Source organism: Shewanella decolorationis S12 (assembly GCF_000485795.1).
Classification (GTDB): domain Bacteria; phylum Pseudomonadota; class Gammaproteobacteria; order Enterobacterales; family Shewanellaceae; genus Shewanella; species Shewanella decolorationis.
In genome coordinates this window covers 879,301-892,336 of sequence record NZ_AXZL01000076.1, presented here as the reverse complement: position 1 = coordinate 892,336, position 13,036 = coordinate 879,301, and the positions used below count along the sequence as shown (strand labels likewise).

At 45.5% G+C, this 13,036-nt stretch carries 12 protein-coding genes; 3 read left to right on the top strand and 9 right to left on the bottom strand.

What is annotated here, in order from left to right:
* Window positions 1-2: 2 nt before the first annotated feature.
* Window positions 3-3,461 (top strand): zinc-dependent metalloprotease, encoded by a 3,459-nt coding sequence (locus SHD_RS20870; protein ID WP_023268953.1) that lies wholly within the window; start codon window positions 3-5, stop codon window positions 3,459-3,461.
* Between the two features lie 114 nt (window positions 3,462-3,575).
* On the opposite strand, the gene rho is transcribed toward SHD_RS20870, so the two are convergent.
* Window positions 3,576-4,841 (bottom strand): transcription termination factor Rho, encoded by a 1,266-nt coding sequence (gene rho / locus SHD_RS20865; RefSeq protein WP_011621213.1) that lies wholly within the window; start codon window positions 4,839-4,841, stop codon window positions 3,576-3,578.
* 211 nt (window positions 4,842-5,052) lie between these two features.
* Window positions 5,053-5,379: a thioredoxin TrxA gene (gene trxA, locus SHD_RS20860; protein ID WP_011070766.1), complete on the bottom strand. Its 327-nt coding sequence runs from the start codon at window positions 5,377-5,379 to the stop codon at window positions 5,053-5,055.
* 152 nt (window positions 5,380-5,531) lie between these two features.
* Between trxA and rhlB the strand changes: the two genes are divergently transcribed.
* Together rhlB and SHD_RS20850 are read left to right on the top strand one after the other, a co-directional pair.
* Window positions 5,532-6,851 (top strand): ATP-dependent RNA helicase RhlB, encoded by a 1,320-nt coding sequence (rhlB, locus tag SHD_RS20855; RefSeq protein WP_023268951.1) that lies wholly within the window; start codon window positions 5,532-5,534, stop codon window positions 6,849-6,851.
* Entirely contained in the window at window positions 6,852-7,778 is a 927-nt protein-coding gene (locus SHD_RS20850) for a Ppx/GppA phosphatase family protein (protein ID WP_023268950.1), read from the top strand. It abuts the gene before it with no gap.
* A gap of 74 nt (window positions 7,779-7,852) precedes the next feature.
* On the opposite strand, the gene SHD_RS20845 is transcribed toward SHD_RS20850, so the two are convergent.
* From SHD_RS20845 to SHD_RS20815, 7 genes are all read right to left on the bottom strand, one after another.
* Window positions 7,853-8,389 carry a thioredoxin family protein gene (locus SHD_RS20845; protein ID WP_039978867.1) on the bottom strand — a complete coding sequence of 179 codons (537 nt, stop codon included), beginning with the start codon at window positions 8,387-8,389 and terminating at the stop codon, window positions 7,853-7,855.
* 141 nt (window positions 8,390-8,530) lie between these two features.
* Entirely contained in the window at window positions 8,531-8,923 is a 393-nt protein-coding gene (gene mutT / locus SHD_RS20840) for an 8-oxo-dGTP diphosphatase MutT (RefSeq protein WP_023268948.1), read from the bottom strand.
* A 34-nt stretch (window positions 8,924-8,957) separates the two neighbouring features.
* Complete coding sequence (gene yacG, locus SHD_RS20835; RefSeq protein WP_011621218.1) at window positions 8,958-9,167, bottom strand: DNA gyrase inhibitor YacG; 210 nt, start codon at window positions 9,165-9,167, stop codon at window positions 8,958-8,960.
* Window positions 9,168-9,274: 107 nt separating this feature from the next.
* A complete protein-coding gene (gene zapD / locus SHD_RS20830) occupies window positions 9,275-10,009 on the bottom strand; it encodes a cell division protein ZapD (RefSeq protein WP_023268946.1) in 735 nt (244 codons plus the stop codon).
* Window positions 10,002-10,619, bottom strand: a complete 618-nt coding sequence (gene coaE, locus SHD_RS20825; protein WP_023268945.1) for a dephospho-CoA kinase — start codon at window positions 10,617-10,619, stop codon at window positions 10,002-10,004. The genes zapD and coaE overlap by 8 nt, the downstream gene beginning before the upstream one ends.
* A gap of 60 nt (window positions 10,620-10,679) precedes the next feature.
* Window positions 10,680-11,606 carry a prepilin peptidase gene (locus SHD_RS20820; RefSeq protein WP_023268944.1) on the bottom strand — a complete coding sequence of 309 codons (927 nt, stop codon included), beginning with the start codon at window positions 11,604-11,606 and terminating at the stop codon, window positions 10,680-10,682.
* A 122-nt stretch (window positions 11,607-11,728) separates the two neighbouring features.
* The gene (locus tag SHD_RS20815; protein WP_023268943.1) at window positions 11,729-13,000 is read right to left on the bottom strand and encodes a type II secretion system F family protein; all 1,272 of its coding nucleotides are present in this window, start codon (window positions 12,998-13,000) and stop codon (window positions 11,729-11,731) included.
* Between the last annotated feature and the right edge of the window lie 36 nt (window positions 13,001-13,036).

Below are 13,036 nucleotides of genomic sequence, written 5' to 3'. Positions count from 1 at the left end.
CTATGAAGAAGTCCATGGTATGTCTGGCGATCACCAGCGCACTAACCCTTGTAGGGTGTGGTGCTGGTGATGAGCCTTATAAAGAACTCCCCAAAGATGAAAAGCAAGTCACCACTGCCGACATCGATAAAGCCACTGAGCGGCAATATCTTTATATTCGCAGCGTAGGTAAGGCTCCGCGTTATGCCGCCGAGGTGCGAGGTTTTACCCAAGGTGATCCTAAGCTGGTGACCTTGCACAAAACAGAGAATGGCATCCAAGTGCGTCAAATTGACCGGGATAATATCGGATTAGGCCATGACAGCCGTTATCCTAATGAGTATAACCAAGCCCCAGTGTTAACCATTCCTGGTGAATATATCGACTTTAAATGTACTGAAGACAAATGGCGCGAGTGCATTAACGTAGAGCAAGTTAACACCGATGCTAATTTAACATGGCAGGATAAGCGCTACTTTGTTCCTGACTTTGCGAAAGCTAAAATTGCTGAGTTGGACATTAATGACATTATTACCTTCGGTGAGTGTGTGACTGAAACCGAAGCCCCCCGTTTGGTTACCTCTAATGGTCAAAAAGGCTATGAAATGGATTTAGCCAAAGGGGTGGTCAACTTTGAAATTGAGCATACTTATCAAGCTTCTCCAAGTTGCTTTAACCAATTTTACGGTGGCAACCTCGACAACTTATCCTTTACGACCACCGAGTTTATTTCGATTGTGGCGGTGGATCAGTTAGCCAGTAAAGACTATGAAGCAATACCCTATGCTGAAAACGAAAAGGGGACATTTGGCTTCTTTACCTCCTCCCATACCTATCGCGATGAGACGGACTCAGAGGGCGTTGATGGGTATGTGCGCACTTACTTGAATCGCTTTAATCCGGCCAAATCGGAACTGACTTATTACCTGAGTAATAATTTCTACGATGCGAAAAATAAACCCTTTTTGGATGCAGCCATTGAGTCCGTGACGGCAATAAACATTCAAAACAAGTTGTATAAAACCGGTTTTCCACAGATAAAACTTGAACAAGCCCATGATAAACGCCATGGCGATCTACGTTATAGCAACATCACATTATTCGATGAACCACTGGATAATGGTTTAGCGGGTTACGGCCCATCAGCGGCAAACCCGCTCACGGGCGAAATTGTGAGTGCGCGAGTCAATCAATACAGCTCGAATCTAAAACAAGGCGCCGTTCGTTACTATCGCCAAGTGCGTTTAGATTATAACAGAGGCAAATTGGACGCGAATTCAGTGACATCGCAAACGGGTGAGCCATATGCTGCTCGTTTGGCTCAACCTGATGTAAGCCTAGGTACCGTACCTGTTGAGGCGGCCGCATTTGAGCAACCGACTCAGCAACTTATCGCAGCACCTCAATCGATGCCATTAACGCCCAAGGATAATAGCTTCGATGCCTTGGCGGATTTTGATGAAAAAACAAAAGCATTTTGGTCTGAAAACTCAATGATGCATGTCGATACCGTATTTGCTACGGGTGGCAGCGCTCGTGAATTACCTCGCGGTATCAAAGGTCATGAAATTGACTGGAAAAAAGCCGAAATGTGGGTTGATGGCAAAGTGGGCGGTAAGTTAGCGGCATTTGAAGATTTGCCACTAAGTTTACAAGACTCATTAACCACAGCGCTTGCTGCACAAGCATTTGCTGGTACCTTGACCCATGAGTTAGGGCATACTTTTGGTTTAAGGCATAACTTTGCAGGGAGCCGCGACCACGACAATACCTTTAGCCAAGCACAACTGGCTGAATTAAAAGCAGCCTTCAGTGAGGCAGGTTACCCTGACATTACTGTTAACGCCGAGTTTTCGAGCCAAATGGATTACAACGTGAACCGATTTGCGACCACGTTTGAACCCTATGACTTAGCTGCGTTACGTTTTGGCTATGCCCGTGAAGTAGAATCAAAAACCAATGAATTCGTATCACTCAAAGCGGAAGATGCTAAGCGTCGTGATGAACTCGCTAAAGGTGTGGTGAACGGTGAGACCCGATTTGGCGCGCTTTATAACATAGAGCAAAACAACAGCCTACGTCAGTATTCGTTCTGTACCGATGAGCACGTGTCTCTGAACAGCAACTGTAATCGCGGTGACGCGGGTAAAAACTTAGATGATATTGGTCAGTTTTATATCGAAAAGTACTTCGATAGCTACGAGACCATGAACCTACGCCATAATCGTCAATCTTTGTTTGAAGATCATAGCCTAAGTTACACCATCAATCGTAAAGCGCAGTTTGATGAAATACGTCAATTCATTGAAGATGTGAGCTTTTTAGAACAATTGTTTGGTTTATCAGAGAACTTTTTTGCTGGTGAGTGCGAACGATTGGCGGCCACAGGAAGTGATGCTTGGTATTGCGCGAATCAGCGGGCGATGAATCAGGCGGCCGATTTCTTCCTCAAGCTGGCGGGAGAAAATGATGCAACCCTCGATGTGACATACAAACAAGCCGATGGCAGCGTAGCCCTAAGACAACAGTACAATTTTGCCAAAGTACTTGAACAATATCGTTTTAAAAGCGGCGATATGAAGGCAAAGTTTGAACCAGGTGAAGTGATAAGTCAGTTCTCTGATTCTCCAGAAGCCTTAAAAGAGTTGATCATTAAGTCACAAATAAATCCTAAATATCAGGATTTATTAACGGCGGATGTCAGCTTTTCGGGTCGCTTACTCAACGGTATTAAAACGCCAGCATCTTCACCTAACCATCCCTATGTGAATGAGCGCGATGTATTGGGTGTGTGGCCAGATAAATTATTAGCCGTGAGAGCCTTAGTATCACGCACTACCCCTCGTAGCACGTCAAGCCGCGGCTATAAAGCCTTGGTTGATTTGCCTAATGTGGGTCCGTTATTCCAAGACATGCTATGTAAGATGACTATGGGTGAGGGTCCAGGGCTGACTCGTGGTAATACGCCACTCTTTACCGAAAGCTGTAGCGTGAGTGGTAAGCTCGATAGCTATCTGCCTTATTACACTGATTTTGCGCAACAAAGTATTGAGCCATTGCCTAATTACGACCGTTCAGTATCACGTTACTTCCAATTTGATACAGTTAACGGCCAACCAAAAGGTAAGAGTAATTTATTGCAGATGATATTACGCCAAGTGGTGCTTGCATCCGTAGACAGCGATTATCAAGGTGAGCAAAAAGCTAGGGTATGGCGTGAATATGTTGGTATTCATCTCGCAGGCCCTGCATTAGCCACGCAAGCGGAAGTGACGGTAAATGGTCGAGTGTACGCAGCAACAGCCGAAAACACCTTAGCACTGGCGTTGATTAACCGGATTAAAGAGATGGAAACCTTTAAGGCACAAGTAGGGGAAGCTACGCTTGCTATTAAGTTAAATAATGGCACCGTAGGTGAGATTATTGATAGACAGCTAAGTCGAGATCAGTTGGTGCTCAGTTATTTACCTGTGCTTGACTAAGTCACTTGAATCGAGTGAGCCGCAGCCGCGGCTTTGTAATGCATAAACATGGTCAATACATAAACGAAAGGCCGCTCACTGAGCGGCCTTATTATTCATATAAACTTGTATGGCTTAAGACTTAGCGCGTTTCATCGCGGTGAAGAATTCTTCGTTGGTCTTAGTCATTGCTAGCTTATCGATCAGGAACTCCATTGCGCTGACTTCATCCATTGGATTTAAGATCTTACGCAGGATCCACATCTTTTGCAGCTCATCAGGTGTCGTCAGTTTTTCTTCGCGACGAGTACCACTGCGGTTGAAGTCAATCGCTGGGAACACGCGTTTTTCAGCGGCCTTGCGTGATAGATGCAGTTCTTGGTTACCAGTACCTTTGAACTCTTCGTAAATCACTTCGTCCATTTTCGAGCCAGTATCAACCAGGGCGGTAGCAATAATGGTTAAGCTGCCGCCGTTTTCGATGTTACGAGCCGCACCGAAGAAGCGCTTAGGACGGTGCAGGGCGTTTGCGTCCACACCACCGGTTAACACTTTGCCCGATGATGGGATAACAGTGTTGTAAGCACGCGCTAAGCGAGTGATAGAGTCGAGTAGGATCACAACGTCTTTCTTGTGCTCAACTAAACGTTTGGCTTTTTCAATAACCATTTCTGCCACTTGTACGTGACGGCTGGCAGGCTCGTCGAAGGTCGATGCAATTACTTCGCCTTGAACTAAGCGTTGCATCTCGGTCACTTCTTCTGGACGTTCATCGATCAGCAGTACCATCAACACCACTTCAGGGTTATTGTAGGTGATTGACTGAGCAATGTTTTGCAGCAATAAGGTTTTACCCGCTTTTGGTGGCGCGACGATCAGACCACGTTGACCCTTACCGATAGGTGAGCATAAATCCAGAATACGGGCAGTGATGTCTTCAGTAGAGCCATTACCACGCTCCATACGCATACGTTCTTCTGCGTGGAGTGGGGTTAAGTTTTCAAAGAGGATTTTGTTGCGAGAGTTTTCGGGCTTATCGAAGTTAACTTCGTTAACTTTTAGCAGGGCAAAATAACGTTCACCTTCTTTTGGTGGGCGAATCTTGCCAAAAATGGTATCGCCCGTTCGCATGTTAAAGCGGCGAATTTGGCTTGGTGATACGTAAATATCATCAGGGCCAGCTAAGTAAGATCCATCTGCACTACGTAAGAAACCGAATCCATCTTGGAGTATTTCTAATACACCGCCACCGAAAATGTCTTCACCACTTTTGGCGTGGGCTTTAAGAATAGAGAAAATAATGTCCTGCTTGCGAGCACGGGCCATATTTTCGAGTTTCATATTTTCGGCTAGCGAAACTAGGTCGGATATCGGCGTGTCTTTTAATTCAGTTAAGTTCATGTTGGGGATCTTGTGTTACGCGACAAAGCTTACCGCGATCAATCAGTAAAGTTTGTGATTCAGGATAGTGATTGACGAGCGAGAAGTGGTTTAGTTAGAAAGAATCTGGTTATTAAAGTAGCACTAACAAAGCGGGGCGTCCAGAAATTTAGGGGTATTCCGGCACAATTAATTAAAGCGTGTGCCGGAGGTCACTCATAGCGACAACAAATTAGATTTGTGCGTCGATGAACTCTTTTAATTGAGTTTTAGACAGTGCACCAACTTTAGTCGCCGCTAATTCACCGTTCTTGAACAGCAATAGAGTTGGGATACCACGAACGCCATATTTCGCTGGAGAAACATTGTTTTGGTCAACGTTTAATTTAGCGATAGTCACACGACCTGCGTACTCTTCGGCAACGTCGTCAAGGATTGGCGCGATCATTTTACATGGACCACACCATTCAGCCCAAAAGTCTACCAATACTGGTAAATCGGCTTTTAATACGTCGTTTTCGAAGCTGTCGTCGCTCAGGTATATAATTTTATCGCTCATGATGTTCTCCAGTTTGGTTGCCATTGCTGGTTTGTTAATGGCTTACCATGTATATTGGGGCTGAAAAATAGCTTTTCAAGTTACCTTTTTACAATGTGGCTATTTCAAACGATCGAGTATCTTATTGCAACCCCAAATGGTATGCTTGCGCTATGAGCCAAACACATTTATCTAATCAAAAATTTGCCGACCTTCCTCTACATCCAGAGGTTAAACAGGCACTTGCCGAGAACGGCTTCGAATTTTGTACGCCAATTCAGGCGTTATCATTACCCGTATTACTTCAATCAAAAGATATCGCCGGCCAAGCCCAAACGGGCACAGGTAAGACTATGGCGTTTTTGGTTGCCACATTTAACCATTTATTGTCGACACCAGTCCCTGAGAACCGTCAGTTAAATCAGCCGCGCGCCATCATTATGGCTCCAACCCGTGAGCTGGCGATTCAAATCGCCAAAGACGCAATTCTCCTTGCCAAACACAGCCACTTAAAAGTCGGTATTGTCTATGGCGGTGAAAGCTATGATATTCAACGTAAAGTGCTCGACCAAGGTGTTGATATCTTAATCGGAACGACTGGGCGTATTATCGATTATGTGCGTCAGGGCATTATTAGCTTAAATGCGATTCAAGCCGTGGTGTTAGATGAAGCCGACCGTATGTTTGACCTCGGTTTTATCAAGGATATCCGTTTCCTCTTCCGACGTATGCCTAGTGCCGATCAGCGTCTGAATATGCTGTTTTCGGCGACACTTTCGATGAAAGTTCAAGAACTCGCCTACGATCATATGAATGATCCTGTGAAAGTCGAAATTGCCCCCGAAGAAAAAACCTCCAAGAACATCAAAGAAGAAATTTTCTATCCTTCCCAAGAAGACAAAATGCGTTTGCTGCTGACGCTGATTGAAGAAGATTGGCCAGAGAAAGCCATTGTTTTTTCAAACACTAAGCATAGCTGTGAAAACCTATGGTCTTGGCTTGAAGGGGATGGTCATCGCGTCGGTTTGCTGACGGGTGATGTGCCGCAGAAGAAACGTATTCGTATTCTTGAGCAATTTACCCAAGGCCAATTAGATATTCTGGTCGCGACCGACGTTGCCGCGCGCGGGCTGCATATTTCCGATGTTTCCCACGTCTACAATTATGATTTACCTGATGATTGTGAAGATTACGTCCACCGTATTGGTCGTACTGGGCGTGCGGGTAACAAAGGTGTCTCTGTCAGTTTTGCCTGTGAAGAATACGCACTGAATCTGCCTGCGATTGAAAGCTATATCAATCACTCCATTCCCGTGAGTAATTATGACCGTGATGCGCTGCTGGATGATATTCCGCCGCCGGTTAAAATTCATCGCAAACATCCCGCGGGTGCACGCAATTTACGTGAGCGCTCTGGTGCTGGGCGCCCACAAGGTGCCCATCGTAGTGGTGGACGTCCACCTCGCCATGACAGGACGCGTAGACAGCCTTAAATGCCAACACCCGCTTATGCCGCCATTACTTTAGGCTCTAATAGCTTTAATATGCTGATCGCTAAGACAAAAGGCGGTCAGCCACACATTATTGCCAAATACAAACGTAAAGTAAGGTTAGCCGAAGGCATTGGCGAAGACGGCCATTTAACCGCAGAAGTGATGCAGCGAGGCTTAGATTGCCTCGCGATGTTTGCTCAAATGTTAGCGCTGCATAAAATCCATCCTAATCATGTCGCTGTGATTGCCACTGCGACGCTGCGTACCATCAATAATGCCGATGAATTTAATCAGAAGGCGATTCCGATTTTAGGTCATCCAATTGAGATTATCTCAGGCATGCGTGAGGCCGAGCTGATTTATCAAGGTATGGTGGCGACCACTTGCGGCCAAGGGCGACGCTTAGTGATCGATATTGGTGGCGCCAGTACCGAGTTTATTATTGGTGATGGTCACCAAGTTCAGTTTAAGACCAGTCTGCCTATGGGCAGCGTGACCTTTAACCGCCGCTTCTTTAACAATGCGCCTTTGCAAGAGCTCGACTTTGACGATGCCAAACAAGAAGTGTTGGAAGTCTTAGGTGAACATAGGCAAAGGTTAAAAGACTTAGGATGGCACTGTGTGGTGGGGGCTTCTGGTGCGGTGCAATCTGTGGTTGAAGTGTTAATGCACCGTAAGCAGTCTGAAATCATTACCTTAGCTGTTCTGACACAGCTTAAAGCAGAAATCCTTGCCGAGGAAGATGCGAGTCTTGTTGGGATTATCGGCTTAAGTACCGAACGTGCACCGACATTTGCCGCTGGAGTTGCGATTTTACTCGCACTCTTTGAACTCTTAGGAATTGAGCAGTTGGCACTATCGGGCGGTGCACTGCGTGAGGGAGTGTTAGTGATGCTGGCGCAGCGGATTTTAGAAGAAGCGATTTAACTCTCAAACCCATTTTAAAAAGATAAAGGCCGTCAAGTGCACACTTGACGGCCTTTAACTTTTAATGGATTGGGTTACTTTAAGATTTCGACTAAATCTTTTTCGAGCGAAACGGTTGGACGCTCAACGATGCGGCCAATTTCTTTACCCTGTTGTAGTACGATAAAGGTGGGAATACGTTTGAAGTCGTATTTTGCCGCCAGTCCTTCTGGATCTTGCTTGCTGCGATCAACCCCGATATAAGTCACTTTGATATTAGGGTTAGCCACTTCTTCTATAATGCGAATAAAACGTGGCGTTTCGCGGTGGCAGTCTGGGCACCAAGTGCCGATGATGACGACGATTTCGGTTGGCTCAGTGATCTTTTTCAGAGGTGCTAAGGACGCGGTATCTACCTGATAGCTCTTGTAACCCTCTGCAAACTCATTAAGATCTTTTACTAAATGTTGCGCTTCAACGACACCGGTTAAAATCACTTCTTGTTTCTCCTCGCTGCAGGTGGCAATCAAGCCCTGTTGTTGCTCTTCAAAGCCACAGCCGCCATTTGCTAGTGTCTGACAACTAAAAAATAACGCGGTCGTGGCGAGTAATGCTTTAACGTTATTGTGCATGATATGCCCTCGAAATCGAAGAAGAATAATGAGTTTGCATTCAAACACTAATTTTCGTTTTCTAAAAGTTGCCAATGAGTTTGCTGCAAGCCAGATCACGTATCGCTAATGTAAAACTTGCTTCTGCCCGCAAAAAGTTAGCTATTGCTCCAATAACTTGGCGAGGATAGGTTTATTGGCGTCGGGGAAGTCGTAACGACTTAGCTCATGCTTATCGACCCAAGCAATCTGTTGCCCTTCAAGCCCTTGCGCCTCTCCTGTAAACTCAGTAACAGTATGAATATCGAGTAATACTTGTTTATCTGGATAATCGTAGCTTAGCGCCATAAAAGGCTCGCTTGCGCTGACGATGAGCGCTACTTCCTCTTTTAACTCACGAATTAAGGCTTGGGTGACGGTTTCGCCCTGTTCGACCTTGCCTCCTGGAAATTCCCACTTACCGCCTTGATGTAAATGTTCGGGGCGCTTAGCGAGTAGGATTTGCCCATTAGGGTTGAGGATGATGCCGACGGCAACATGAATGCGTTTTGTCATAAAATTCTGCTTATAAAAGACTGATTATTGAGTATTACTCTTTGAAAAAGCTTTCTTCGTCGTAACCGAGTTCATCTAACGCATCGAGGTCAAACTCAGATTTGACCGGAATAGCGTGTTTTTCGGAGGCCCAATCACCGAGGTCAATCATCTTGCAGCGCTCGCTACAAAAGGGTTTGAATTCCGATTGAGGGACCCATTCTACTGGGGTTTTACAAATTGGACAGTTGACGGTTAACGGCATAATAGACTTCTCCTTAGCAGTCGACTGAAATAACAAGGGAATCGCTGAGTATCGCAATTATGCGGCTTTAACTCGGCAGCAGCTTAGAGGTCGTTAGTGTAAAGGCTTCAAGCACAGGTCGCTAGTAGGAATTCGATGCTGCGGTCAGAGTGGCGCTGTTGGTCGAATTGCACAAAGTGGATGGCGTAGCGATTGCGATGACCACTGATGGTGGGGTAGCAGCCGTGCGCGGCATCGACTTTGACTCGTACTAGCGAGAGTGCTTGAGCGCTATCACCTTGGTAAAAACCGGCATGGGCGGTGGCGTTATCGAAATGGGCGGTACTGCGAGTTAACTGAAGCAAAAGCGTGATGGGATTGAGTAAAGGATCAAAATGGCTGATCCACGCTTTATAGTCTTGCTGCCTTTCTTCCCAAGGTTTGGCGAGCCAAAAATGCAGCTGGGGAAGGTCGAAGTTGCAACAGGCGCCCGGCATACCAAAACGCTGTCGCAGGGCAGAAAGAAAGCGGTCTTGTTTGAGTTGGCTACCACAGCGCTCGGGACGTTGTAGCGGCTCTCTGGCTTGCATTAATGCTTGAATGTAAAACTCAATCTGTTCGCTATCGACATGGTCGAGCTCTTGCCATTTGCTTAGTTGCAGTAGATTGCGCTCGATATCTTTAAGGACTTCACTGCGATAGTCGCAACGCTCCGATAATTCGCACAGGGAAAAAAGAGGGTAGAAACATCTATGCTGGTGGTCGTGATTTAGATTATTACTGAGCTGTTTATTGAGATATTCGAGCCGCAAGTAGCTACGGATTTTCTCATTTAAAGGCTGTTCATAAACTAAGTCAGTCATGGGCGTCGTGATTACCGGATAATTGTAAATAGCGCTGGTGCAATGCTTGCACCTCTTGTTTTAGTGTTGATATCTCTCCCTGATTATCAATTACGTCGTCGGCTCTGGCGAGCTTTTCACTGCGACTACATTGACTATTAATGATGTTATTTACTTGAGTTGCATCGACATTATCCCGCTTTACGGTACGGCTGATTTGCAACTCCGGCGAAATATCCACCACTAAAGTCCGATTGACTAACCTATCTAACCCGTTCTCAAATAGCAAGGGGACAACCATAATTACATAGTCAGAGGTCGCATTTTTGACTTGAGAAAGCATTTCTTGGCGGATCATTGGGTGAAGTAATTGGTTCAACCATTGACGCTGTTGTTCATCGCTAAATACCCGTTGCCGCAATTGTGCTCGGTCAAGCTCACCAGTTGCGGTTAATATTTCTGCGCCAAAGTGATCAATGATTGCTTTTAATCCTTGGGAGTTAGGCGCTACCACTTCGCGAGCAACAACATCGGCATCGACTAAATCGACACCTTCTTCGGCAAATAGATTAGCAACGGTAGTTTTACCGCTACCAATGCCACCCGTTAGACCTACGACAAACTTGGACATAAAACTCTCTTAAAAGCGAAGAAGGACGTTCTGCTAGGACCTATAAGGCCGAAGCCTGTTCTATAACGTGCTTAGATACCAATCCACTATAGGTTGTCCCCATATTAGGGCGATCCAACCTGCTGCGGCAATATAAGGCCCAAAGGGGATTGGATTAGCAAGCTGATTACGCTTGCTAATTATTAGACTGATACCGACAACCGCGCCGACTAAAGAAGAGAGTAAAATCACCAGCGGCAGCATTTGCCAACCGAGCCAAGCACCAAATACGGCAAGCAGTTTAAAATCGCCATAACCCATGCCTTCTTTACCCGTTAACAGCTTAAACAACCAAAAAATCGACCATAAACTTAAATAGCCAACAGCAGCACCGATAATGGCATCGGTTGGATTGGTAAAGGTATGGTTGAGGTTAATCAGTAATCCTAGCCATAACAGTGGAAGGGTCATTTGGTCTGGAAGTAGCATTTCATCCAGATCGATACCCGTTAATGCAATTAATACAAAGGTTAATATTGCAGCAAAAATAAATTGCCAGCTTGGCCCAAAATGCCAAGCAAGTGTTGCAACGAGTAACCCTGTTATTAGCTCAACAATCGGGTAGCGTGAGGAGATTGGCGCATTACAGGCAGCGCATTTTCCCCTCAACATTAACCAACCTAAGATGGGTAAATTATGCCAAGGCTTGATGGCGGTTTTACATTTAGGGCAGGCAGAGCCAGGTACCACTAGATTGTATTTTTCAGGATAGTTATCTATAGGCTTGTTAAGCTTTTCTAAACCCACTTGTTTGATGACATCTGCATGATATTCCTGCAGATACTGATTACAATCCTGTTGCCATTCGCGCTTCATCATCACCGGAAAACGGTGAATAACCACATTTAAAAAGCTACCAATAGTGGCTGCAAACACAAAACTTAATAAGATAAAAAGCCATGGTGCTTGGTCAAAGGTGTGACCCAATAAAGTGAAAAATTCAGTCATTATTTTTACTTAATTATATTGTTCAATGTAAAACGGATTTTAGGCGTCGAGGACGCTTCGCTGCTCTAGAATCTAAAAGGCTGCAGCCCGCTTTTGCTAGCGGCTGCGCTTATTGCAGCCTTCTAACCGCCAACCACTTTACCCATTTGGAAGATAGGTAAATACATAGCGACAATAAGGCCACCAACAACAGTACCAATCACCACCATCATAATAGGTTCAATTAAGCTGGATAAACCATCGACAGCGTCGTCTACTTGCATTTCATAGATGGTTGAAACCTTATTGAGCATATTATCGAGCGAGCCAGATTCTTCGCCAATCATCACCATTTGGATCAACATATCGGGGAATAATCCGGTCGTACGCATAGCCACGTTCATTTGCATCCCGGCCATTACTTCCTGGCGGATTTTTAAGATAGCCTTACGGTATACCGCATTGCCCGATGCCCCAGCGGCGGATTCTAAGCCGTCAATTAAGGGTACACCCGCTGCAAAGGTGGTCGCTAAAGTGCGGGCAAAACGTGCCATAGCGCCTTTATGTAAAATTGGCCCGATAGCAGGAATTTTTAAGATGGCTTCGTCGACTCTGTCTCTCACGATTTGCGAGTTCCTATGAGCCCTCACAAATAAAAACACACCAGCCACAATCGCGCCCAAAAAGATATACCAAGAGGATTGTAAACCGCGGGAGATATGCAACACCAATTGGGTAAATGCTGGTAGCTCGGCACCAAAGCCCTTAAAAATATCTTCAAATTGTGGTACCACAAACAGTAATAATAGTGCCGTTACTAAAATAGCGACTATTACTACTGCTGCCGGATAAAACATGGCTTTTTTAATCTTGGATTTTAATGCTTCAGATTTTTCACGGTAGGTCGCAATACGATCAAACACTACATCGAGTGAGCCTGAATGTTCACCCGCCGCCACTAAATCGACATAAAGATCATCAAAATAACGTCGGTGGGGACGCAAAGCATCAGATAACGGAATACCTGACTGGATCTCCGATAGAATTGTCGCTAACAGCTCACGCATTTTTGCTTTTTCATGGCCGCGACCCAGTAATTCAATGGTAGTCACTAATGGCACCCCAGCGGCAAGCATGGTGGCAATTTGCCGAGTCACCATAGCAATATCCATAGGGGTAATTTTGGCATCTCCTAATTTAAATAAGGCGGCCGATTGTTTGCGAACGGTTTTAGGATTTACCCCTTGAGATTTTAACTTGCTACGAACCTCAGCAGCAGAGGCCCCCCTCAGTTCGCCACTGGTTTTTTGGCCGTCGCGGTTAACACCTTTCCATTCAAAGGTATAAATTTTAGGTTGGCTTTTTTGCTCAATCTTTTTTGGGCGAGGCTTTTTTACTGTGGTTGCCGTAGCCATAAATTATCCCTGTTGGTTTTAGAGCGCGCCGCGTGC